Annotated in this window: 20 protein-coding genes and 1 pseudogene; 10 read left to right on the forward strand and 11 right to left on the reverse strand. The window is 38.3% G+C overall.

Features of this window, described 5'->3' with window-relative positions; all coding sequences use genetic code 11:
• The first annotated feature begins 180 nt into the window (after positions 1-180).
• Positions 181-582: an EF-hand domain-containing protein gene (locus AAV97_RS19350; RefSeq protein ID WP_228136571.1), complete on the forward strand. Its 402-nt coding sequence runs from the start codon at positions 181-183 to the stop codon at positions 580-582.
• Positions 583-1,195: 613 nt separating this feature from the next.
• Here AAV97_RS19350 and AAV97_RS19365 read toward each other — a convergent pair.
• Positions 1,196-1,573, reverse strand: a complete 378-nt coding sequence (locus AAV97_RS19365) for a hypothetical protein (protein WP_046761463.1) — start codon at positions 1,571-1,573, stop codon at positions 1,196-1,198.
• A 178-nt stretch (positions 1,574-1,751) separates the two neighbouring features.
• Positions 1,752-2,043 (reverse strand): annotated as a pseudogene (locus AAV97_RS21585) (terminase); the annotation flags it as partial.
• 403 nt (positions 2,044-2,446) lie between these two features.
• Between AAV97_RS21585 and AAV97_RS19370 the strand changes: the two are divergent.
• From AAV97_RS19370 to AAV97_RS19405, 8 genes are all read left to right on the forward strand, one after another.
• Entirely contained in the window at positions 2,447-3,034 is a 588-nt protein-coding gene (locus tag AAV97_RS19370) for an anthranilate synthase component II (RefSeq protein ID WP_005032417.1), read from the forward strand.
• Positions 3,035-3,049: 15 nt separating this feature from the next.
• Entirely contained in the window at positions 3,050-4,096 is a 1,047-nt protein-coding gene (gene trpD, locus AAV97_RS19375) for an anthranilate phosphoribosyltransferase (protein WP_004828881.1), read from the forward strand.
• An 18-nt stretch (positions 4,097-4,114) separates the two neighbouring features.
• On the forward strand, positions 4,115-4,921 hold the full coding sequence (gene trpC, locus AAV97_RS19380; RefSeq protein ID WP_046761464.1) for an indole-3-glycerol phosphate synthase TrpC: 807 nt from the start codon (positions 4,115-4,117) through the stop codon (positions 4,919-4,921).
• A 262-nt stretch (positions 4,922-5,183) separates the two neighbouring features.
• Positions 5,184-6,167, forward strand: coding sequence for a hypothetical protein (locus tag AAV97_RS19385; protein ID WP_046761465.1), 984 nt, complete (start codon positions 5,184-5,186; stop codon positions 6,165-6,167).
• 114 nt (positions 6,168-6,281) lie between these two features.
• Positions 6,282-6,983, forward strand: a complete 702-nt coding sequence (locus tag AAV97_RS19390; RefSeq protein ID WP_005032424.1) for a Smr/MutS family protein — start codon at positions 6,282-6,284, stop codon at positions 6,981-6,983.
• A 128-nt stretch (positions 6,984-7,111) separates the two neighbouring features.
• Positions 7,112-7,660: a GTP cyclohydrolase I FolE gene (gene folE, locus AAV97_RS19395; protein WP_171064926.1), complete on the forward strand. Its 549-nt coding sequence runs from the start codon at positions 7,112-7,114 to the stop codon at positions 7,658-7,660.
• Positions 7,661-7,737: 77 nt separating this feature from the next.
• A complete protein-coding gene (locus AAV97_RS19400) occupies positions 7,738-8,097 on the forward strand; it encodes a cupin domain-containing protein (RefSeq protein WP_004828890.1) in 360 nt (119 codons plus the stop codon).
• Positions 8,098-8,411: 314 nt separating this feature from the next.
• Positions 8,412-9,155, forward strand: a complete 744-nt coding sequence (locus AAV97_RS19405) for a hypothetical protein (RefSeq protein ID WP_046761466.1) — start codon at positions 8,412-8,414, stop codon at positions 9,153-9,155.
• Positions 9,156-9,179: 24 nt separating this feature from the next.
• On the opposite strand, the gene AAV97_RS19410 is transcribed toward AAV97_RS19405, so the two are convergent.
• From AAV97_RS19410 to eat, 8 genes are all read right to left on the reverse strand, one after another.
• Complete coding sequence (locus tag AAV97_RS19410) at positions 9,180-9,866, reverse strand: TetR/AcrR family transcriptional regulator (protein WP_046761467.1); 687 nt, start codon at positions 9,864-9,866, stop codon at positions 9,180-9,182.
• A 403-nt stretch (positions 9,867-10,269) separates the two neighbouring features.
• The gene (locus AAV97_RS19415) at positions 10,270-11,142 is read right to left on the reverse strand and encodes a metal-dependent hydrolase (RefSeq protein WP_046761468.1); all 873 of its coding nucleotides are present in this window, start codon (positions 11,140-11,142) and stop codon (positions 10,270-10,272) included.
• A 146-nt stretch (positions 11,143-11,288) separates the two neighbouring features.
• Positions 11,289-12,470, reverse strand: coding sequence for a lipid-transfer protein (locus AAV97_RS19420; protein ID WP_046761469.1), 1,182 nt, complete (start codon positions 12,468-12,470; stop codon positions 11,289-11,291).
• 108 nt (positions 12,471-12,578) lie between these two features.
• Positions 12,579-15,650: a peroxisomal multifunctional enzyme type 2 gene (locus tag AAV97_RS19425; protein ID WP_046761470.1), complete on the reverse strand. Its 3,072-nt coding sequence runs from the start codon at positions 15,648-15,650 to the stop codon at positions 12,579-12,581.
• Between the two features lie 54 nt (positions 15,651-15,704).
• Positions 15,705-16,880 carry an acyl-CoA dehydrogenase family protein gene (locus AAV97_RS19430; RefSeq protein ID WP_046761471.1) on the reverse strand — a complete coding sequence of 392 codons (1,176 nt, stop codon included), beginning with the start codon at positions 16,878-16,880 and terminating at the stop codon, positions 15,705-15,707.
• 265 nt (positions 16,881-17,145) lie between these two features.
• Entirely contained in the window at positions 17,146-17,961 is an 816-nt protein-coding gene (eutC, locus tag AAV97_RS19435; RefSeq protein WP_046761472.1) for an ethanolamine ammonia-lyase subunit EutC, read from the reverse strand.
• Between the two features lie 14 nt (positions 17,962-17,975).
• Positions 17,976-19,358: an ethanolamine ammonia-lyase subunit EutB gene (locus AAV97_RS19440; RefSeq protein ID WP_004828909.1), complete on the reverse strand. Its 1,383-nt coding sequence runs from the start codon at positions 19,356-19,358 to the stop codon at positions 17,976-17,978.
• 2 nt (positions 19,359-19,360) lie between these two features.
• Entirely contained in the window at positions 19,361-20,791 is a 1,431-nt protein-coding gene (gene eat / locus AAV97_RS19445; RefSeq protein ID WP_046761473.1) for an ethanolamine permease, read from the reverse strand.
• 301 nt (positions 20,792-21,092) lie between these two features.
• Here eat and AAV97_RS19450 point away from each other — a divergent pair, with 301 nt between their 5' ends.
• Positions 21,093-21,911, forward strand: a complete 819-nt coding sequence (locus AAV97_RS19450) for a helix-turn-helix domain-containing protein (protein WP_046761474.1) — start codon at positions 21,093-21,095, stop codon at positions 21,909-21,911.
• A 22-nt stretch (positions 21,912-21,933) separates the two neighbouring features.
• On the opposite strand, the gene AAV97_RS19455 is transcribed toward AAV97_RS19450, so the two are convergent.
• Positions 21,934-23,865 carry a DUF4105 domain-containing protein gene (locus tag AAV97_RS19455; protein ID WP_046761475.1) on the reverse strand — a complete coding sequence of 644 codons (1,932 nt, stop codon included), beginning with the start codon at positions 23,863-23,865 and terminating at the stop codon, positions 21,934-21,936.
• Positions 23,866-24,012: the final 147 nt, after the last annotated feature.

Here is a 24,012-nt window from a genome sequence, read left to right on the forward strand (position 1 = left end):
AATTTAAATCTTCTAAAATAAAAACCACTTTGATTGAGTCAGTCATGTGATACGCCCATTTTTAATTGATTTACAAAAATGATCTTAGAAAGTGTTCAGGGCAAATTGCTAATTTTTTCTTTATTGTAAGCTAAAACGACATTTGGCATTATTGATTCCATCTTTTAACAGTGAATTGGTATGCAAATTTCTAAAATAAGACACTATATATTGATAATGTTGTGTACAACCGCAAGTAACTTTGTTTACGGCTGTGAACCTGCAACACCAGATTGGGCAATGCTTTTTCAAGCTGCTGATAAAAACCAAAATAAACTTCTTGAAAAAAATGAGTGGGTTGCACTAAATCTATTAAAAGAGCCAATGCCATGGGTAGATCCACCATCAAAAAAAGACCCCAATCGGTTAAGTATATTCGAGAAATTAGATGATGATAAAAATGGGAAACTCAGTAAAAATGAGTTTGCTGAAGGTGTCTATAGTTACTATTTTACAAATCCATGTGCGGAATTAGAATATCGAGAGCAAATTAAACCAGATTCTACATGGGAAAAATTTATGAATATTTTATTTAAAAACTAACCACTATTGAATAGTCTTCTTACGAGAGTATAAAAACTGGACTGTGATAACTCGGCTTTAATATTTGAATTTTTAAAAGTATATAAAATTATTCATTATTATTTGGGTTTTGTTGCATACATTCTTGCTCGATGTCATTCATAAAATTCGACGTGATAACCATTTTACCCATTGCACTCGAATTAATCGGCTCTTTATAAGCTTTTTGAATTAGTTTGTTAATTTCATTTTTATTGTATTTTTCGTCTACAGAAAGGAGCTTATTTTGAAGATCACTTATCTTTCTTCCATCCTGTCTGAACCCCATAATTGAAAATGCTCTATTTGCTAGTACGAAGTAATGACCACCTTCATCGTTCTGAAGAATATCTTCGAGTTCATTCGTTTAATTTTCAGCAAATGCTTTGGATGAAACCAATATAAACAACAATAAAAGCAATCTCAATTAGTGGTGGAACAGCAGTGTCAGCAGTAGCCGTATTAATCCAATTTGGGCAAAGTTTGAGTTCAGTAATTTTAAGAGGCGAGGAATAACCACCTTGCGGAGTTGTAAGCCTGAGATTTGCACAGGCAATAAAAAAACCGCCTTTCAGCGGCATTCTGTAATTTGAGATTAAATGCATTTATTTTCTGGATTGTTTATTTTTTCATTTAAATATTTTAAATTGTCTAGCCACTCATCTTTACTAGCATTAATAAAAAATGATTTCTCTTTTGCAGATTCATACTCTTTAAAGTTGTTTAAAATATGTAAATCAAAATCCCTTTCTGCTTTCCATGTTAAACAGTCTCTAGCGGCTTGAATTTTAATTTTATCTTCAACCTTGGTAACCATGTTCCCGTCAGGATACCTGTAAACATCATTACTATTAGTTTGAGCCTCAATAAACTTAGTTTGCAACCTGTAGTATTCATCTTCAAATGGCTGAGCTACCCCCGCAAAACTGTTAGTCACAAATAAAAATTCTAAAAAATAAATTATTAATTTCATTTAAGTTTTTTCCATTATTTAAAAAATTAGCAACATTATACTGAAAACCCTAAATTCTTAAATGTCTTCTCATCAATTTCTTTTAACTGCTTCAGTGTATATTTCTAGTCAGTTAATGGATTAATCAATCTCTCAATTAGATATTTGTCAGTTTTATATAATTTATATCAAGTCTTGCCAATTCACCTGCAACTGGCAAAGTATATTCACCATTTTTCTACAAAAAAGAAAAAGAATTTCCAATCTAATATTACTAAAGTTCTACCTTGTAATTGAAGCTTTTCAGCTTCTTGGCAATAATCATAAAAATAGCCCGTCTAACCCTCAGCTGTTGATTCAAGTGTGATTTTTTCATCAACACTCACAGCTTCAAAAGCACCAGTGACAATTTCACGCGCATTATCTGGATTTTTTGCACAAATTTTACCAAACTCTGAAATAGGCAGGCGTTTTAAAGTACTGCCATGAAAGAGAAATCCTTACCACGTGAACATGAATTTAAGTTTTGCTGCTTTTGTGATGGTGAATTGATAGAAGAAAAGGAGGAAGGTTGATGGAAATTGATCGTCATGTCCGAGCTAATGTTATTATGGATTACTTAGAATAAGGTAGCAAAAAGTTCTACTCTGAAATTAACAAAGGAAATATCAAACGGTCCAATCGAATTTTGGAAAAAAATGTGTTCTGGTATGAGTCCTATGTAAAGCAAAAAGTAGAAGAATTTAAACAAGAATCTGATATTATAGCCTACACCTAGCAGGCTTTTTTTATTTTGTGCTGTGACTAGGTACTTTTGCCAAAACGGGTAACCTAACGGGTATCCAAAATCACCAAACAAAATAAATTGATAAATTTCTATAGGTTAGTATCAATATGCTTCTAATGATCGATAATTACGATAGCTTTACGTATAACATTGTCCAGTACTTTGGCGAGTTAAACCAAGACGTAAAAGTTGTTCGCAATGACGCCGTGACTTTAGAGGATATTGAACGATGGCAACCAAAGTATTTGGTCATTGGTCCTGGTCCTTGCTCTCCAACTGAGGCAGGGATTTCTATTCCAGCAATTCAACATTTTGCTGGAAAAATTCCAACACTTGGCGTTTGTTTAGGACACCAAGCGATTGGTCAAGCTTTTGGTGGCGATATTATTCGTGCCAAAACCGTAATGCATGGTCGTTTATCTGACATGTATCACAGCGATCAAGGGATTTTCAGCAATTTACCTTCACCTTTTTCAGCGACACGTTATCACTCCCTCGTGATTGATCAAGCCACAGTTCCTGAATGCCTTGAAGTTACCTGCTGGACCAATGAAACAGATGGCTCAATGGAAGAAATTATGGGTGTAAAACATAAGACACTACCGATAGAAGGTGTGCAGTTCCATCCTGAATCAATTCTGAGCCAGCATGGTCATCAAATCTTTAAAAACTTTTTAGAAATTTATGCGAAATGAGTGTAGTAGCAAATCATGAATATTCAACAAGCTTTAAATAATATCACCAAAAATATTGAACTCACTCAACCACAAATGGAAGAAGTGATGCGCACCATTATGCAAGGTGAAGCGACTGATGCCCAAATAGGCGCACTCATGATGGGTTTACGTTTAAAGGGTGAAAGTATTGACGAGATTACGGCTGCCGCGCGTGTCATGCGTGAGTTTGCGATTAAACTTGAAGTCAGTGACATTCCTCATTTAGTCGATATTGTGGGTACAGGTGGTGACGGACAAAATCTATTTAATGTATCGACAGCATCCTCATTCGTCATTGCTGCTGCTGGTGCAACTATAGCAAAACATGGCAATCGAGGTGTGTCATCAAAGTCTGGTTCATCTGATCTCTTGGAACAAGCAGGCATCAATCTTGATTTGAATATGCAACAAACTGAACGTTGTATTCGAGAAATGGGGGTTGGTTTTTTATTTGCTCCTAATCATCACAAAGCAATGAAATATGCAGCGGGTCCTCGTAAAGAACTCGGTTTCCGCAGTATTTTCAACCTCCTCGGCCCGCTTACGAATCCGGCTGGGGTAAAACGCTATGTAATTGGTGTCTTTTCGACAGAATTATGCCGTCCTTTGGCTGAAGTGCTCAAGCAACTAGGCGCTGAACATGCGATGGTGGTCCATTCTAAAGATGGTCTAGATGAAATCAGTCTAGCTTCCTCAACCTATGTGGCTGAGTTGAAAGATGGTGAAGTGACAGAGTGGACAATTCAACCAGAAGAAGTCGATATTGAATCGCAAACCTTAACAGGGCTTTCAGTCGAAAGTTCAGCTGAAAGCCTTGCATTAATAAAAGATGCGTTGGGCAAGAAAAAATCAGCAAAAGGTGAAAAAGCAGCAAGTATGATTGCTTTAAATGCTGGTGCAGGCATCTACGTTTCAGGTTTAACCAATACCTATAAACAGGGCGTCGCTTTAGCACATGATATTATCTACGGTGGGCAAGCTTTGGAAAAAATGAGCATTTTGTCTGAATTTACCAAAACGCTTAAAGAATATGAAGCTTAAGGATAGAAGGATTTGACCATGCTAGATATTGCCAATACGATTTTAGGTAAAATTGTTGATCGTAAACATGAAGAATTTATAACTCGTTTAAAACAACGTAGTTTAAAGGATGTTGAGGAGCTTGCTCATGCAGCAAGCCCTGTTCGGCATTTTGCACAAGCGTTACATAGTAAACGCCCAGGTGTGATTGCAGAAATTAAGAAAGCTTCGCCATCAAAAGGCATTATTCGTGAAAATTTTGATCCTGCCGAAATCGCTCAACAATATGAACAAGCAGGCGCTGCATGTTTGTCCGTTTTAACAGATGTTGATTTCTTTCAGGGTGCTGATGAAAATATTCAAATTGCACGAAATCACTGTAATTTACCCGCCCTTCGTAAAGATTTTTTAATTGATCCATATGGCGTAATTGAAGCGCGTGCCCTACATGCAGATTGCATCTTGTTAATTGTGGCTTGCTTGTCTGACCAGCAACTTGAAGAAATGTCAAAAACGGCATTTGAACACAATCTTGATGTTTTAGTTGAAGTCCATGATGAAGCTGAACTTGAGCGCGCATTAAAACTTTCAGATCGTTGTATATTAGGGGTGAACAACCGTAATTTAAAAACCTTTGATGTCGATTTAAATACCTCTCTGCGTTTGAAAAAACAACTTGAACCTACGCGCTTATTGGTTACTGAAAGTGGTATTTCAACACCATATGATGTTCAAATGATGCAGGAACATGATATTCACTCATTCTTGGTGGGTGAAAGTTTTATGAAACAACCTCGTCCTGATCATGCTTTTTCAGCGCTGTTTGGTACACCTGAAAACATATAACTGTTGAATAAAGGGTGAGTCTGCTCACCCTTTATACCTGTATAGTTAGCCTCTATTGATAGAATTTTTTTAATGATTGAAAAGGAGTTTATTTAACTTTCATCTTTTATTGATTGTTGCATTATGGTTTTAAATTTTAAATATAAGTAATATTTACATAGATTGTTCTCATAAATACCAACAATATAATTTATTTTAAGTCTGCTTTTAATTGAGAATTGAGAATTGAGAATTGAGAATTGAGAATTGAGAATTGAGAATAATGAAATCTAAATCTATAACTCGCAGTTTTGTTTTTTTATTGTTAGTGCTGTTGTATTCGTTACAGCAAATGAGTTGGGCAAAGGAAATATCCATTTACACTGGTTCACCCTATTATATTGATTCAAAACGGATACTCTATTTTAATATCCCCCAACCATCTGAAGGTATCATTGCTGCTCAACTTGATCTTGATCAAATTTTTCCAAATATAGATATGGAGTTTCTTGAGCAAAAAAACTACCTGTTTAAAAACAACCAAATTCAAATTATCAGTTATCAAGGACCATCCATCCATATTGACTTTACTATCGACACCGAAAATAAAAAAGTTCAAAAATCAACATACCATCTTGTTTATAAAGGACAGGAACGTAAATTGCGCAAAGCAATCAACATTCAATCTCAACCGATTTCATTCGAAATACTAAATCAGTTTGAACAAAATTTTAATGTCAAATCTCAAGATTGGTTGGGTAAAAATTTGTCAGCAGAACCTTATATGCTGAATACATTAATGTTTTATGCGGCGATCAATCGTTTCGATGATATGAATGAATTTATGCAAAATCTAATTAAAAATCTCACTCAAAGTCAGGACGTCAATGATTATAAAAAAGCCAAAGCTTTATATCTTCAATATTTAATCGAAAATACTGAGTTTAATGATATTGATTTAATTATGACGACCATCGAACATCATGATCTGGATTTTTTAAATAATATGAGACTTAGACAGCTCAACCAAATCGTGATAGATGAAATCGAACCCTACACATTTTATTTCACGATGTGTTCACCACTGGGTAAAGCAATACGCCTCAATCAATTTCAAACTGTTGCCCTTTTACTCAACAAAGGCGCTTCAATAGAAAAAGTCTGTATTTCAAAATTTAATGAGCAACAATCAGCATTAGAAGTTGCAAAGAAATATAAAAATAAACGTGTACTAAAATTAATCGAATCATATCTCAATAAACCATAAACTTCTTGGCACTCTTAAATTTCACACCATCTTGCGAATGCAATTCAGTTCAAATTTATTCACTTTCAGACTATAATTAGCACCAAATATCGCCGTCCATTGTTTTTTGCAATTATGAGTAAGTCTGATTCTACATTTTCCAAGTCTCAACTGGATTTATTAAAGCAGTTCAAAAAACAAATCACTCATCCACACACGTCAAAAGTTGCAGCACAACCTGAAACCAAACATGTGCTTTCATCCCATGAAGATGACGTTAACGATGCCGATTTGTTTAAAACTGCTTTAACAGGTGTGACTAAACTGGATAACAGCAATATTGCTAAAATTGAGCGTAATGATGTCAGAAAAAAACCAGATGCAAAAACGCTCGCAAAACGTGCTGCCGCTGAAGGTGCATTTGAAGCTGATGATGCTGAATTATCAGATACTCAAGCAATGCTCAACCCTGTTGCCAGTCAAGCTGCATTAAGTTATCGCATTGCAACACTGCAACATAAGGTTTTTGAAGATTTAAAGGCTGGAAATCTTCGTTGGTTTGAGGCCGTTGATTTACACGGTTGTACTGTTGAAGAAGCGCGTTCCGCAGTTTTACAAATCATCCAAATGGCAAAAGATGAAAATCAAAATGTCATTAAAATTGTGCATGGCAAAGGTCCTGAAGCTATTCTTAAAACTTATGTTAATGGGTGGCTTCGTCAGCACCGCGATGTTCTGGCATTTGTGAGTGCTCCTGAAAAACAAGGCGGTACTGGTGCTGTTTTGGTGCTACTTAAACGTGCTGAAAAAAACCCAAAGTTTAATCGTAACTCATAATCCTTTATTTGATTCAATCCCAAAATCTCCCACAGTGGCGGTTTATCTTGTAATTGAAAAAATTTATCGATTTTTCTGCTACAATGCCGTCCTTGTTCAAACCGTATAAGTGAACACGTTTTATGTCTATGCAGCAATCCTACGCAAATATTTTAACTGCCGTTGGCGAGGACTTAGACCGTCCTGGTCTGAAAGATACGCCTATGCGTGCGGCTAAAGCTTTTTCGTACTTGACGTCTGGTTATAGCAAAACGCTTGAAGAAGTGACCAATAATGCGGTCTTCCCTTCTGATAATGACGAAATGGTCTTGGTTAAAAATATTGAATTCTATTCTTTATGTGAACACCATTTACTTCCATTTCATGGTCGTGTACATATTGCCTATCTTCCGTCTGGTAATGTACTCGGTTTATCCAAATTTGCACGAATTACTGAAATGTTTGCACGTCGCTTGCAGATTCAAGAACAACTGACCAAACAAATCGCGGATGCTGTTGCTGAAGTGACTCAAGCACGTGGTGTTGCTGTAGTGATTGATTCAGCGCATATGTGTATGATGATGCGTGGAGTGAGCAAACAAGAGTCAACCACACGTACAGTCTCATTTGTCGGCGACTTTAAAACAGATAAAGAAGCGCGTCGCGAGTTTCTTTCTGCTGTTCCAGAAGCACATTAAGACGTTTATTTGATTGCTTCAAATATAATTCTTAAAGCCTCATTCTACTGAGGCTTTATTTTACTTAGGATTTTATCATGTCTTCAATTTGGCTTGCTGGTTATGGATTAACACAAAGTGAAACGAGTGTAGACCATCCTCGTGCAGACCGTTTGGTACAGGGAAATCCAAAACGACTTACAGAAAGCTTATATGAACATCCCAATATGAACTGTGGTATTTGGCGATGTGAAGTTGGTGCTTGGCATATTCAATTTGCAGACAATAAACAAGAATTTTTCCAAATGATTGAAGGCGTTGTTCGTCTACATGATCAACTAACCCAAACATTTATAGAAATCCAAGCTGGCGAAGCAGGTATTATTCCTCCCGGATTTAAAGGAACATTTGAAGTTGTAGAAGCCGTAAAAAAATATTTTGTAGTGGTTGAAGTTTAATTACAGCAATCTAAAAAATATGTTTTGTTTAACTGGGTTCTTGCGCTGCAAACAAAGCAGTGCTTTGTTTTTGCTCATATACCCCAGCTCAACATGGCAACATCCTTGTCGACTCACGATAGAAAGACCATCGATGATTCAAAAGTACCAAATAAATGGATCACCAAATCTTCTTAAAATTTTTATACAAACCATAAAGTCTATTGGATAAGAATGATTGAAATCAAATCACTTGTCTAAATAGGCAAAAGGTTTGACTCTATTTTCAGTTCAGATGTATGCTTTAGAAAAACAAAACTGAGTTCTTTTTATAAATGAAAAATTTATTAATTTTTATCACAATATTAAGCTCCTCAACAGCATTTGCTAACAACTTAAATAGCCAACAACTCAAAGATGTTCAGTTTGTAATTGCATTGTTTAAACAAAAAAATATCTCAGCGATTTCAAATCATATTGTTTATCCCTTAGCACGTGAAGACCCCCTTCCAAGTATCCAAAACCCCACTGAAATGAAACAACGCTTTAACCAAGTGTTTGACGCTAAATTGATTCAAAATATCGCCAATTCCAAGCCATCACAGTGGCAAAGTGTGGGTTGGCGTGGTGTCATGCTGGATAGCGGTACAGTTTGGTTAGAAGGTCATCAGATTAAAGCCGTCAACTATAGTAGTGATGCAGAACAAAAATTAAAGGCACAACTTATATCCCAACAAAAACAGAAACTACATCCGTCACTGAGAAATTTCAGCAAACCAGATTTACAGTTCAAAACAACCAAATTTCAAATACGTATTGATGAAATGCCAAATGGTCAATATCGTTATGCTGCATGGGGAGTGAACCAATCACAAACTGAAAAACCTGATTTAATCTTAAATCAGGGTAAAATTGTAATGGATGGTTCTGGGGGAAATCATCACTATATTTTTAACAGTGGTGGTTATCAGTATATAATTTATCGAAATCTGTTGGGTACAAGTGAAACGCCTGACGTGCAACTAGAAGTCACTTTAAAAGCCAAAACAGTACTTAGTCAAAATGGCTATTTATTTTAATAATATTCAGTTGTGCCTATCCAGTCAGAATTCTGTAAGATGATCCCAAAATACAGGTTTGGGTGGTGGTGAGCTCACATTCACTTTAGCCTGTAAATGGTTGGCTAAAATAGATGTCCATAATTGTATATAACGGTTAAAAAATTCATCAGCTTGTTGAATATTTTGACTTAGATGTCGATCTTCCGCCATTCCCCTTAAAAACCATAGTGTAATAATCATTAAATCACCAACATGATCTTGCTCAGTAATCGGTTCAAGATAGTGTGCTGCAGCACTATGCACAGTATGGTACGAAGCCATCCATAGTTTCTGTAATTTCTCAGCAAGTTCGGGTTCTTGACGACTCGCCACCAATAATTCTAATAATGCTGTGATCTCAGGTGTTTTAAGTAAATTTGCGCCTGCTGAAACAAGATCATGTAAACGATCATCCGATTGTTGCATATTCTTAATCAGTTTCCCTAAGGCAATGTATATACGACGTACTAATTGCTCTGCTGTTGACTCCATCAGTGCAGCTTTGGATGGGAAATGATGAACTGGCGAACCTCTTGAGACTTGTGCAATTTGGATAATTTTACTAATTGTAGTTTTCGCATAGCCTTCTTGAATCAAACTTTGTAATGTCGCTTCGATCAAACGTGCTCGCATTGCTTCACTACGTTCATTTTGACTGCGTCGAATAGCATTTGAATGAGATATATTCATCAATATTCTGCAACCTTATTTTATGAGTAATTTGAGCCGAATAAGACCTGATTTGTTGTTATTGATAGATGTCGGCAATTCATAGCTGGGTTCAATGTCATGTGCCTTACTCTATATTTATAAATCAATATTTACAACACAGTCCAATATTTCGATCAAGTACAATGGATTGAGCAACTCATCAAAGTTTGCTGATCTCATCAAACGCATTGTACTTGATCTAGGTCTGCTGATATTTCATAAATGGCTTGGCTGTAGGTTAAAATTGAGCATAAAACCTATACATCGTAAGCATTAAACCTAGAAAATAGTGCGACTATTTTCTAGGTTTCATCGCGTAGGATCGGTTAAAAATACACCTAGTCGCAAACATAGACAAATGGTCAACAGACTGTGATATTCCTTATTGCTTTTTTTCTGACAATTGATAAATCAATTGTTCCATTTGTTGCATATACTCGCGGTTATCGTGATCCCAAGGGTGGAAATTAGGACGAAAATAATCAATATAATTTCCCAATTGTTTTCTCAGTGCACCTATATCACCAAAAGTATAACGATAGGCTTTTTTCCAACTTGAAATATCGCTGAGCTTTCCTTCTCCTTTGACGATATTAAGAAACACAGGAATCACCAATCCCCAGAATACAATGGTTGCGATTACCAAACCAAAGCTACGGATTGTATATGAATAAGGACCCTGTCCCATTGCGGTGTTCCATACATCAAAAGCCACTGCTTTATGTTCTGTTTCTTCATAGGCATGCCAGCGCCAAATATTGGCATAATGTTGTTCTGCACCATCAAATAATTCAGGTGTACGCAACACTGAATCGGCCAATAACGCCGTAAAATGTTCTAACGCTATCGTCCCACTCAACCAAAAATAAGCGGGTAAATGCTGTTTTATCAGCCCAAAAATATCCAGTACGAGCGCTTCGAATTTTGGCGCAATGGGTGATCGAGCAAATAAAGCATTGTTGTACTCTTCATGTTCTCGACCATGCATCGCCTCTTGTCCAATAAATGCGGTGACTGCTTTTTGCAATTCAGGATCCTGAACTAAATCACGGTGTGCTCGAACAGCATCAATAAAGAAACGCTCTCCAATAGGCAATACAATGGAAAATGTATTTAATAATGCCGTAAAAATTGGACCTGCCGGTGTGTGCCAATCTGCAATTCGCTCTGCAGGCAAGTTAAATCTTACATCACGGCGAATCGGTAATGGTTCATGATATACCGCAGATTTAATAAATTTCGTTAATATTCCCATGGTTCATCCTGCCTCTGGCTGATTATCATTTTTTTAATTTAGCTGGTGCTGTATTTAGAATTTTACCCAATTGAATGTAATTCCATAGGTCATTTCGACTCATTTATATGTCATTGCATCCCTTTTATGGCTTTTATTAGAAAAAATTAATCTCGCCGATACATGGTAATGACACATGCTCCGCCTAATCCCAAATTATGCTGTAATGCAATACGGGCATGATTGACCTGACGCTGATCTGCTGTTCCTCTCAATTGCCAAACCAATTCGGTACATTGAGCCAAACCTGTTGCCCCAAGTGGATGTCCCTTTGACAGCAGTCCACCAGAAGGATTGGTGACAAATTTTCCTCCGTAGGTATTCTCCGCATCCCAAATGAATTTTTCAGCCTCACCTTCGGGGCATAGACCGAGAGCTTCATAGGTCAATAATTCGTTCGCAGTAAAACAATCATGCAATTCAATGACATCAATATCATCCACACCGATACCTGCAGCCTCATATACCTGTTGAGCGGCTTGTTTCGTCATGTCATATCCCACCATTTTGATCATACTCTTTTCGTCAAAACTTGATGCATAATCCGTGGTCATTGATTGTGCCGCTATATAGACTGGATTAGAAATCTGATGTTTTTTTGCGAACTGATCTGAGCAAAGAATAGCGGCACCTGCACCACAAGTCGGTGGGCAACATTGAAAACGTGTGAGCGGATCAAACACCTCTTCTGAAGCCATGATTTCCTCTAAGGAAAGTGTTTGACCAAATAAAGCATAAGGATTATGGCTAGCATGGCGGCGTGCTTTTTCAGCAATTTTTCCAAAGGTTTCTTTTTTTGTACCATACTTCCAACGATACTCTCGTCCTGCTCCACCAAACATTTGTGCCGCTGGTGGTGATGAATTAAACCCTTGAAGATCCAACATGACTTGTGCATGTTGCCCCATAGGTGGTTCACGATCATTGAACTTTGCACCTAAGGCACCTTTTTCCATTTTTTCAAAACCCAAAACCAACACACACTCAGCCAGTCCTCCCGCTATAGCTTGTCTTGCCAGGTACAAAGCACTTGAACCTGTTGAACAGTTATTATTGACATTTAAAATTGGAATTCCTGTTAAACCCAATGTATAAGCAGCCCGTTGCCCACATGTCGAATCACCATAAACATAACCTGCAAAAACTTGCTCAATCTCTTGATAGCCAATTCCTGCATCTTTTAAAGCTTTCTCTCCTGCTTCTTTTGCCATGACATAATATTCTTCACTCGCTCCCGGTTTGGTAAACTTGGTCATACCCACACCAATCACATTAACGCGTCTTAGCATTCCTTAATCCTCATTGTTTTTTAAATTCAATCAACAATTGTCCTGTGCTGATTGCCATTATTTGGATATTTCTAGTTGTATCTATTCAACGCTTATTTATTTTTAACTTCATATACGATCTGCTGTAGCCGCAAAACTGTCTGTCAGGATTTGCAAAAATGCAGGATGCTGAATATATCGAATAGCACCCTCTATCATCAGCTCACCATGCTGATATAAATCACGTAAATCTCGTTGCTTTGAAACCAGTGCATAAAAATGCTGATCCGTTAATGTTAAAATCACATCAGCATTGGGATCATCACCTTGTTGCACAGTGCCATTGGCAAAGTCTATCTTCCAAGATTGCTGTGGTTCAGTAATATGAAACTGATAAACATAAGGTACTTCAGCATGTATTTGAAAACAGGTTTGCAACTTACTCAAAAATTCAGATGCTTTGGCTTGCTGTTTAGTTGTCGTCTGCTGATGAGAAGAAATCGAAGCTTGTATTGGCGCTTGACCTGCTGCTACCCGTTGATCTCTTGCCTGAGCAATCAGTTTTTTATCCATATCCTGTAATATGACCAGTTTATTGGATGCCATCACATTTCCTGAAATTTTGAGCTGTCCGCTAAAAAATAACTTTTGCACATCAGCAAGCGAGCCATTAAATATAGTCTCTACATGTTGCTCATCCATTTCTAAGGTCACATCAGGGACAGCAATCTCCCCAGCACCTGCACCGCCCAAGTCATGTTTTAGGTCGATAAACCATGACGATTCAGGATGTTTAATCTTGAACTGAAATGTTGTATTCGTGCGTTCGACCATGTTTGGATGCATGTGGATATATTCGTTTACAGCTGTAAAAACATCTGCAAGCGTAATCTCACGATGCATAGCAGTTAAAGTATCTGAATCAGAAGCGGTTGATAAATGCTCTTTTGCCGTAGCCATACGCTGCTTTTTAGCCGCTTCAAAACTTGAAGGATCAATTTTCTGTAATATCATGAGCTTATTCGATGCCATGACATTGCCAGAAATTTTTAATTGCCCCCCAAAAAAAAGTTTCTGTACATCAGCTAAAGTGCTTGTCACCACTGTTTGTAAATGCACTTCGTCCATTTCCAAGATGACATCTGGATGGGCAGTTTCACTTTGTATACATGAAGCAGGCGTATTTTTTAAATCCAACGTCCATATTGAATCTGGATTTTTGAGTTTGAATAAAAATTGGGTTTTAGTTTTATCCACCCACTCAGGATGTTGTGCGATTTGTTCTGCAATGACGTTAAATACATCTTCAGCGATTAATCGTGTTGGCTCAGATGAACTTTCTTGAGGGGGATCCGCTATTTTCTCTGAAGACTGTGCCATATCTGGAGCATGAACTTTGGCTTGTGGAATTTCGCTATACAATTCAACCGCTGCATTTTTGATGACGATCTCGTTTCGCTCTTTGACCCATGTTTCAAAAATAATTTTAGTGTCAGAAATTTTCCACATCTTGGTCAATAGTGTATCTCCAGGATAAACACTTTTCGCAAAACGTACTTTAATACTTTTAAAATAGCGACCATCATTGTTGCTAAATGCTTTTATCACATGTCTTCCACTGAAACCAAAAGTACACAAACCATGCAAAATTGGACGATCAAAGCCAAAAGCTTTGGCAAAAGCTGGATCTGCATGCAATGGATTCCAGTCTCCTGACAAACGATACAATAGAGTCTGGTTGATATCCGTTTTTTCTTCTATGACAGCATCTGGTTCACGATCAGGGGCAATATTGGTCGCTAAGGAGTCACCGCGATCACCTCCCCATCCCCCAGCGCCGCGGACAAATGCTGTCATTTCGTTATAAATTAATTCTTCACCACTTTCATCTTTAGAAGAAATCGCAAAAGTAATCACTGCATTCGGATTTTTATCATAAGCAGTTTTTAACTTAAAGGTATGTGTTAATTTTGCATGCGGTGGCAGTGGTCGTTTGATCTCAGTATATTGTTCACCATGTAAGACCCGATCAAAACCATAATTCATGCCTGGCAAGGTAATACCCTGTTTAGCCATATTCAGCATGGCATTCATTTGAGGCATCACACCATAAGTCGGGAAAGCTTGAAATTCACTCCCCAACTCATAGACATAGGCAAGTTCTGAATGATCCAAAGGATTTTGAGCTGCCCCAATCCCGAGTGCATACAAAGATAAATCACGTTCATCATAACTTGACTCAATTTCGAGTTGGGCTTTAGATGCGACATCTAAGTCAATAAATTCATTCCCCCCTAAGTTAGGGTGTTGAATACCTTCAAGAATTGGGGTAAATGATTCTGTGGTTGAACTTGGGTGAGTGGATGTCGTGAAATCAGTAATTTTGTCCCACTGTCGGGCAACATCATCAACGCTCAATACATGCTGATTTGGAAAGACATAACCTTCACTGCGTTCCCAGCGTAGTTTTGCCATAAAACCTGCACCCACCTCAAATAAACCCTTCGTTTCTTTACAGTTTTCATGAGCGAGCCAAGCAACCAAAGGACTCACAGCTTCTGGTTGAAGTAAGGCAAGCAAATCTGCTGGCATCACAGTTTCTGTCAAACGGGATGCTGCCAAAGGCGCAATTGTATTAACTAAAATATTTTTATTGCGTCCCTCTTCCGCCAAGCAATTGGCTAAACCCAGTATCCCCAGTTTGGCAGCACAATAATTTGCCTGACCAAAATTACCATAAATTCCTGCGGCAGAGGTGGTCATGATGATTCGTCCATAACCTTTTTCACGCATAATTGACCATGCAGCATGAGATACACTTTTTGATCCATTTAAGTGTACCTGCATGATTAAATCCCAATCCTGTTCGGTCATTTTGGCAAAACTGACATCCCTTAAAATACCAGCATTATTAATCACAATATCCACTGTTCCAAAATGCGTTAAAGCTGTTTGCACAATCGCTTCACCATTTTCAACAGAATCATAATTTGCGACAGCCTCGCCACCGATTGCCCGGATTTCATCGACCACTTTGTCTGCTGCAGTTGAGGATTGACCAGAACCATGTGCACCACCACCAAGATCATTGACAACCACTTTGCAACCTTGGGCAGCAAGTGTAAGCGCATGTTGGCGTCCTAAGCCGCCACCTGCCCCTGTAACAATGGCAACACGACCATCAAAGCGTAATTCTGACATTTCGATTCCTTGACTGATATCTTGTTATTTTGAACAATGACTGTAGTTGTAATGCTAAATCGTACGTGAAATCAGTTCTTTCATGATTTCATTGGTACCACCATAAATTCGATTTGGTCGAATATCTAAATAGGCACGGGCAATAGGATATTCCAGCATATAACCATACCCACCATGAAGTTGTAGACACTCGTCTACTACTTTGCAAGCAAGATCGGAAACCCAGTATTTAGCGGTACAGGCAGCCTCTATAGACAATTCATTTTTTAAGACCAATTGCATACATTGATCAATATAGGTCCGTGCAATCTGTATTTCTGCGCGCATTTCGGCTAATTTAAACCGTGTATTTTGAAATACGGAAATCGGTTTGCCAAAAGCTTTGCGCTGCTTGGTGTATTCAACAGTACTTGCCAAGGCAAACTCTGCGCCTGCAGCACAAATAATTCCGATCATCATCCGCTCCCAAGCCAATTCTTTCATTAACATGATAAAACCCAAACCTTCCATACCGAGAAGATTCGATTTTGGAACACGAACTTGATCAAAAAAGAGTTCACAAGTATCTTGTCCATGCAAACCAATTTTCTTCAGTGGTTTACCTTTGGTAAAACCAGTACGGCTTGCTTCGATAATCAGCAATGAAACATTTTGTGCTTCACTTTCCCCTTTGCCCGTTTTGACTGCGACAATAGCGATATCGCATAGGTAGCCATTGGTAATAAAAATCTTAGATCCATTGACGATATAATCGTCTCCATCTTCTATTGCAGTGGTTCGAATCGCTTGTAAGTCTGAACCTGTTCCTGGTTCTGTCATTGCAATCGCTCCAATGACCTCACCCGTTGCCATAAGTGGCAACCATTGTTGCTTCTGCTGTTCATTTCCAAAATTATTAAGGTAATTCGCAACAATATCCGAGTGCAAAGCAAATCCCGAAGCTGAGTCACCTACTCTGGCTTGTTCTTCCATTAAAATCATTGAATATAATCGATCAACACCCGACCCTCCATATTGTTCTGGCATCGTGCAACACAACAAACCTAATTCTCCAGCTCTCTGCCATAAATGTCGGTCAAGATGTTGCTGTGTTTCCCACTGTTCCCGATAAGGTGCAATTTCTGTTTCAAAGAAACGACGGGCTGTTTGACGAAATTGTTCATGTTCCGAATCAAATAATGTACGTGGAATCATGGCAGTGATCGGTTGGGGTATATTTAAAGCAGACATTTCAACTCCTTGTATTTATTTTTCTTAACAATTAGCAGTGAGTAGCTCATTCGATATTTACAATACGGACGTACAACTTGTTTTATTGTTTTATACTGCGCTTAGAGATTGTTCAATTGTATAAAGTTTCACCAAAGTATTGCACGGTGACGTTTTATGCCAAGATGCCCCCTAAGGCTTTGCCAGAGAAGAAAAAAAGCAATACCCAATATGATTCAGATATTGCTTGGTACTTAAAATTGTAATGAAAAAGTAATATTGACAATTAAAATAACAATTTGGGAGGCTGTTGATTATTTTGCAAAGGCACCACATGATCATCTTTTAAATCAACGCCTGAAAGTTGTAATTTAAATGAGTTTCGCATGAGTGCCATTAAACGCTGAGTTGCAATTTGAATGCTTAATCCCGCAGGTCTTACATTGGAAATGCAGTTTCGACCTGAGTCCAAACAGCCTTTCCGAGCTTTCCAAGTATAATAAATCCCCATACTATCAGGTGAACTTAAACCCGGACGTTCGCCAATCAACATAATTAGCATTGGGGCATTGAAGGTTTGAGCTACTTCATCTCCTAAGGCAACTCGACTTCCTGTCGCGATCACAATCGGGGCAAGTGTCCATCCTTCAGCAACAATATGCTCCCGTAACGAGTTGATATAGGCAATTGCATTCTCCTCAATGGCACGTGCGGAAAGTCCATCACCTGCGACAATACATACATCATATTGTTGCGGATGGTCAGCCACATAATTGGTTAATTGCATTTGCGATTGTTCAGATAACTGACGTCCATAATCTGGGCGTTTTAAATAAATTTCTTTGTTTGTTACCTTACTTTCGACCACAAGGCTTTGAAAGTTTAAATCCGTCAGCTTGTGCTGCATATCTTCAATATTCAATTGATGAAAAACAGCATCTTTGGCTTGAGCATGTGACAGCTGAAAATTAAGTAATTCTTGAGTCGGAATACTGCAGCCGACTCGCCCCATTGCAATTCGCGCATCGGTATATTGTTTGAGTTTGTGCCACGGGTCTTCATACAGACCATTAGAGAAGGTTTCAAATTTGGAGAGCTTCATGCTTGATGCTCCTTTTACGATAATAATTTAGCAAAATTTTTAGGCATACTATTCGGCCATTGAATCTGGCGTTGTTCTTGATGAAAAATGCCCTGATGATCCAACCAAGCTGAGAATTCAGGGGCAGGTTTTAAGCCCATTAACTGACGTAAATACAGCGCATCATGGAAAGAAGTGGTTTGATAGTTCAACATCACATCATCTGAACCGGGAATGCCCATAATAAAATTGATGCCTGCCGCACCAAATAAAGTTAACAGCACATCCATATCATTTTGATCTGCGTCGGCATGGTTGGTATAACAAATATCACATCCCATAGGCACACCGAGTAACTTGCCACAGAAATGATCCTCTAAACCGGCTCGAATAATTTGTTTGCCGTCATACAAATATTCAGGACCAATAAAACCGACTACAGTATTAACCAATAAAGGATTGTATTTACGTGCGACAGCATAAGCCCGTGCTTCAATGGTTTGTTGGTCTACGCCATGATGAGCATTACTGGATAAGGCACTGCCTTGTCCTGTTTCAAAATACATGACATTTTGACCAATTGTTCCCCTGTTCAGTGCCAAAGTCGCTTCATAGCCCTCTTGGAGCAAGTCGAGCGTTACTCCAAAACCATCATTTGCTAATTGTGTTCCTGCTATTGATTGAAACATCAGATCAATGGGAATATTTCGTTCTGCAAGCTGAATGCCTGAACTGATATGAGTCAATACACAAGATTGGGTTGGAATTTCATACTCTTGAATAATGTGATCAAGCAGTTTGAGCAACTCAGAGAGATTATGTAAGTTATCTGTGGCAGGATTAATGCCAATGACCGCATCACCATTCCCATACATTAAACCATCCAATAAACTTGCAGAAATTCCCAATACATCATCGGTCGGGTGATTGGGTTGTAAGCGTGTAGATAAATGCCCTTTCAAGCCAATCGTATTACGAAACTGTGTGACCACTTCGCACTTACTGGACACCAGAATCAGATCTTGATTGCGCATGATTTTACTGACAGCAGCCACCATCTCAGGTGTAAGCCCCTTGGCTAAATTTGCCAGTGTCTCAGCCGTTGCTTCTTCACTTAACAACCAATTTCTAAAGTCACCTACAGTAAAATGTGAAATTGGTGCGAACAAATCTGCACGATGCTCATCCATAATGAGGCGCGTAATGTCATCTTTGTCATAATCAATGACAGCCTCATTTAAAAAGGTTTTTAACGGGACTTCGGCAAGTGCCATTTGTGCCGCTACTCGTTCTGTTGCATTGCTAGCAGCGACGCCTGCCAATTCATCTCCAGAACGCAGCGGTGTCGCCTTTGCCATTAAAGTTTTTAAGTCTTGGAAAATAAATTGTTGCTGTGCAACATTGTGCCGATAAGCCATAGTTATAATTCCTGTTCTGCTGCCTTAATACTGGCAAACTCTTCTTCCGGTGTCCCTGAAATCAAATGATGGCGGCTATATACTAGAAAATACAGAATAAAGACCACATAAATCCCCAAAGCAATAAACCATACTTTAGGATCAACAAGAAATCCTGCAACCACTGCAACAACCGACAAAATCAAAGCAATGCTTGAGGTTACAATCCCTCCTGGTGTTCGATATGGGCGATATACATCAGGTTGAGAAATGCGCAACTTAATATGTGCCATCATCATCAATACATATGAGATCGTTGCTCCAAATACTGCGATTAAAATCAGCAGATCACCCTGTTTGGTTAGTGATAATAAGAAACCGATAATGCCTGGTATAATTACAGCTAAATAAGGCGATTTGTTTTTATTGGTCAAAGACAACGAAGTCGGTAAATAACCTGCCCGAGAAAGTGCAAAAATTTGTCGTGAATAGGCATAGATAATGGAAAAAAAGCTTGCGATTAGACCTGCCAAACCGACAAAGTTAACAAAATTGGCTAACCAACCATGCCCATAAACTTTAACAAGTGCATCCACCAACGGCGCACCTGAGTCTTTCAATACACTTGCACCTGCTGCGCCAGCACTGAGAATTAAGATCAGAATAGCAAATGCAGCTAAAATCAACATGGCTCCAATCAAACCACGAGGTAAAGATTGTGCAGGATTTTTTGCTTCTTCCGCAGCCAAAGGAACACCCTCAACTGCAAGAAAAAACCAAATCGCATAAGGAACTGCTGCCCAAATGCCTAAATAGCCTTGAGGTAAAAAGCTGCTTGCACCTACTTTTGATGAATCAACTGCGATATCAAATAAATTCGCACTATTAAAATGGGGAACCATAGCCACTAAAAACACCACAACTGCAACGACGGCGATCGCAGTAATCACAAACATGATTTTAAGCGCTTCACCTGCACCTTTTAAATGAAGCCCCATAAAGACCAAATAACACATCAAATAGATGATCCACCCTCCAATACCAAATAGGGACTCACAATATGCACCAATAAATGTCGCAATTGCTGCTGGCGCAATCGCATATTCAATCAAAATCGCAGTTCCAGTCAGATAGCCCCCAAATGGACCAAAAGCCATCCGAGCAAAACTATAACCTCCCCCGGCTGTGGGCATCATGGTCGACATTTCAGACATGGAAAGGCAGATGCATAAATACATAATGGCAGCAAGAACAACCGCGACAAACATCCCGCCCCAACCGCCTTGTGCAATCCCGAAATTCCAACCCGCAAAATCTCCTGAAATGACATAGGCAACACCCAAACCAACCAATAACAGCCAACCGACTGCGCCTTTTTTAAGTTCTCTTTGTGCAAAATAATCTTTGGAATCACCCGCCTTACCGACAGATAATGGTTCATTGTGATCGCTCATCATCGTTCCTTTTTAATTGCCTTTTCTTGTATAAGCAAAAAAAGTGCCTTTCCTTGGGTCACATCAATTTTTATTCATTTGTTTTAATCAGTGTTCTGTTTCTTCCGTTAAAACAGATTCAATTTCAATCTAACAAACAAAGGTAGGAAAAAAGTTGAAGAACATTTAAAAATAGAACTTGGACAAAAAGATCATCAAGCAAAAATTAAAAGGAGTAAAAATACATAGTTGCTATTTATTTAATAAAATTAATATAGTATTTAGATTTTATACACAAATAAAGTGCAATGTGACCAAGACCATGGATGAAAAAACTGATGCTTTGAATCAAAATCTAAAACAAACACAGAAGGATTCACTTGCAAATCAAAAGCTAAGATTTGCGTTAATTGCCTGTAAAAATGACTTACTCAATACCGCATCCTTGGCTTTAATTACGATACAAATTTGGGATATGTATAAAGGTTTGTTTTGGTGTACATCCCATCCGAGTCAATTGCCTTCACAACAACACATAGAGTATCCCTTTGAATCACAGAATGAATATGTTTACAAAGCTCCTATTTTCGATTTAAAAACTCACTATATTTATGGCGAGGTGATTTTATTTAACTGTTTTAAACAAGAAAATATTTTTGGACAATTGGCTGCAACGCAATGTGCAGAGATGATTGTACAAAAAATAAATCAAGAACCAATACAGTGTTTATCCATCCAAGCTTATTCAAACCAATATGAAATAAAAATCAATCACCAGCCTGTACTTCTAACACCACGCCAATTTGAAATCATCTGTATTTTAATTCTCAATCCGATGGGCTTAAGCTTAGAACAATTACACCTTTATCTATATGAGGATGAAAATATCAGCCTCAACACACTAAAATCTGAAATTTCATATTTAAAAAATAAAGTTGGCGAATTGATCTGCGCCCGAACTTATCAAATTCAGGCTGAAGTTTTTGCGGATTTTAAACTACTCGAAGAAGCACTTGACGCAGGTTATCTCGATACAATCCGAGAGCTTGATCAAGGTGATTATTTTACAAAATGCAAAAGCCCTTTTTTACGCAAGTGGCAACAAATCCTTCGAATACGAATCCAAAACCTACTTGGATAATTTTTTCGATGATTGTAACTGCCTAAAAATAGTGAACAAAACCCAAACCGACTTTCTGCCAATCTATTTGATTTTGTTTTTGATATTCCCATTTTAGGTGCACACTATTTTGTGAATCTATTGCGTATTGAAACAAGCTGTTCACCCGTAAATTCCACTGACTTGTATCTTGCCAATATGGCAATTCCACTTGAACTACACTATTCAGCCGATCCGACCAAATATTTTGACAACCTACAGTTGGACCTAATCCTAGCCGCCATCCCTTATCCAATGACTTTCCTGCTTGCAACTGAGTTTGCAACTCGGCATAACACAAATGTTTCCGATCATCATCCGCAATGGTATAGCCAGACTGCGCTTTTGCACTCATGACACCATGTTGTTGTTGGTCCGTAAACTGCCCATTTTGAATTGCTTCTTGTTGCCAACCCAAGGTAAAGCCCCATGTGATTGGTGTTTTAAAAGGTGTAATCGGGTTATACGAATTCACTGTGAGTAGATCAAGATGTTCGAGCTTTAAACGGTCATTTCGCCACTTCGCTGCACCATCTAAGAACTGTAATTGGGTCCCTATTCGGAAACCACCTTGTGGATCAGTTAAATCATGATAAGCCTGTCGATGACCAAGCTCAGCATATTTATCTCCTTGAACCTCACCTACAGCAACTGACCATTTACGTGCATCATGCCCTTTGACGGGGTTAATCTTAGGTTCAGCGGGCGCTTGACGTTGCTTTGCAATTGAAATCTGGCTACGCAACCCGAGCAACTGTCTAAAACGTGGCTGTGTATAGCTTGCATCGACTTGTCGCGCTACAAACTGTAAGTATAAATCGTCATACGCCATTTCTAAAATTTTAGCTCGATCTGCTTCATTATAGGCAGCAATCGCTTGTGGCATCTGTTGCGGTTCTAATGATGCAACTTCATGTGCTATCTTAGCTAGCCGATGACCATGCTGTTTGGCTTGCGAATTTAATTGTGTTTCTAATGCAGGACGATACACCGTTTCTTGAATTAATCCTTGTTGATCAATTGCCTTAATGGTTTCAATCGGTATGGCAGCATAAGTAAATTTTTTTCGTAAATTTGAATCGGGACGAACAAGATCAAGTAAACCAAGCAATCGATAAGCGCAATTGTCACTGACAAAATAATAAGGAAAGCTGACTTTTTGCATTTCCCAAATATGTTTGACTAAAAATGCAGTTTCCTCTGGATTTAAATTGAGTTCATATTCCCAAAGATCCCTACTTTCAAAATCACCATATTCTTTTACTTTTCGATAATACGGCATTAATGAATATTCACCTGGATATTTTCCAACCAGACCTTTCCACGCATATGACCAGTTGTCTTCACTATTGACGGTGGCAGCATAGTTAATTGCATAAGATACCAAATTCAATTGCTTCTGATCTTTTGGATCAAGCCGAAGTAAGGTATGTCCAAACATTGAACTTGGATTTCCCATAAAATCCGTCGCATAGATCAAGGTGGCTTTATAAGGTTTAATTTGTCCAAACCATTGATCAAATTCCGGACAAGAAATAACAGGTAACTGTTGTTCAGTAATATTTAACTGCTGCATCAACCATTGGCTTCGGGCAGGAAATTTACAGCGAATGGATTGATTCGGTTCAGCCTTTTGGAACAATGCTTTGATATCGGCATCTAACTCATGTTGAATATTGGTTCGCCCATCTGGAGCATAAAAATAACCTGAATAGCTGACTTCACTTTGATTGCGCTTTTTTTGATTTGATCCAAGTTCTGCAGTGCCCTCAGCATAAAGTAAACGTTTCCATGTCACCTGTTCAGCCAATTGTTTTTGTTGAGCTAGTTGCAAATAGTTCGCTAAGGTCTGTTGTTCTAATGTTGGTGTTTCTGCATGGGAATAAATGGTCAGTAATGTGCTGAATACGCTAAAACTAAGTGCTATGTATTTCATTCAATCATCAATTTATCATGGTTATAAAATGTGGTAATTATAAGTTGGGATCAACTCACGACTTTCCCTGTTTCATGTAGCTTATCTTGTTTCATTTTCAATCGTATATTGAGCAATAATTTTGAATAAAAAAACCCTGCACCAAAG

Origin of the sequence: Acinetobacter sp. Ag2, assembly GCF_001005515.1 — a bacterium.
Lineage (GTDB): Bacteria > Pseudomonadota > Gammaproteobacteria > Pseudomonadales > Moraxellaceae > Acinetobacter > Acinetobacter bereziniae.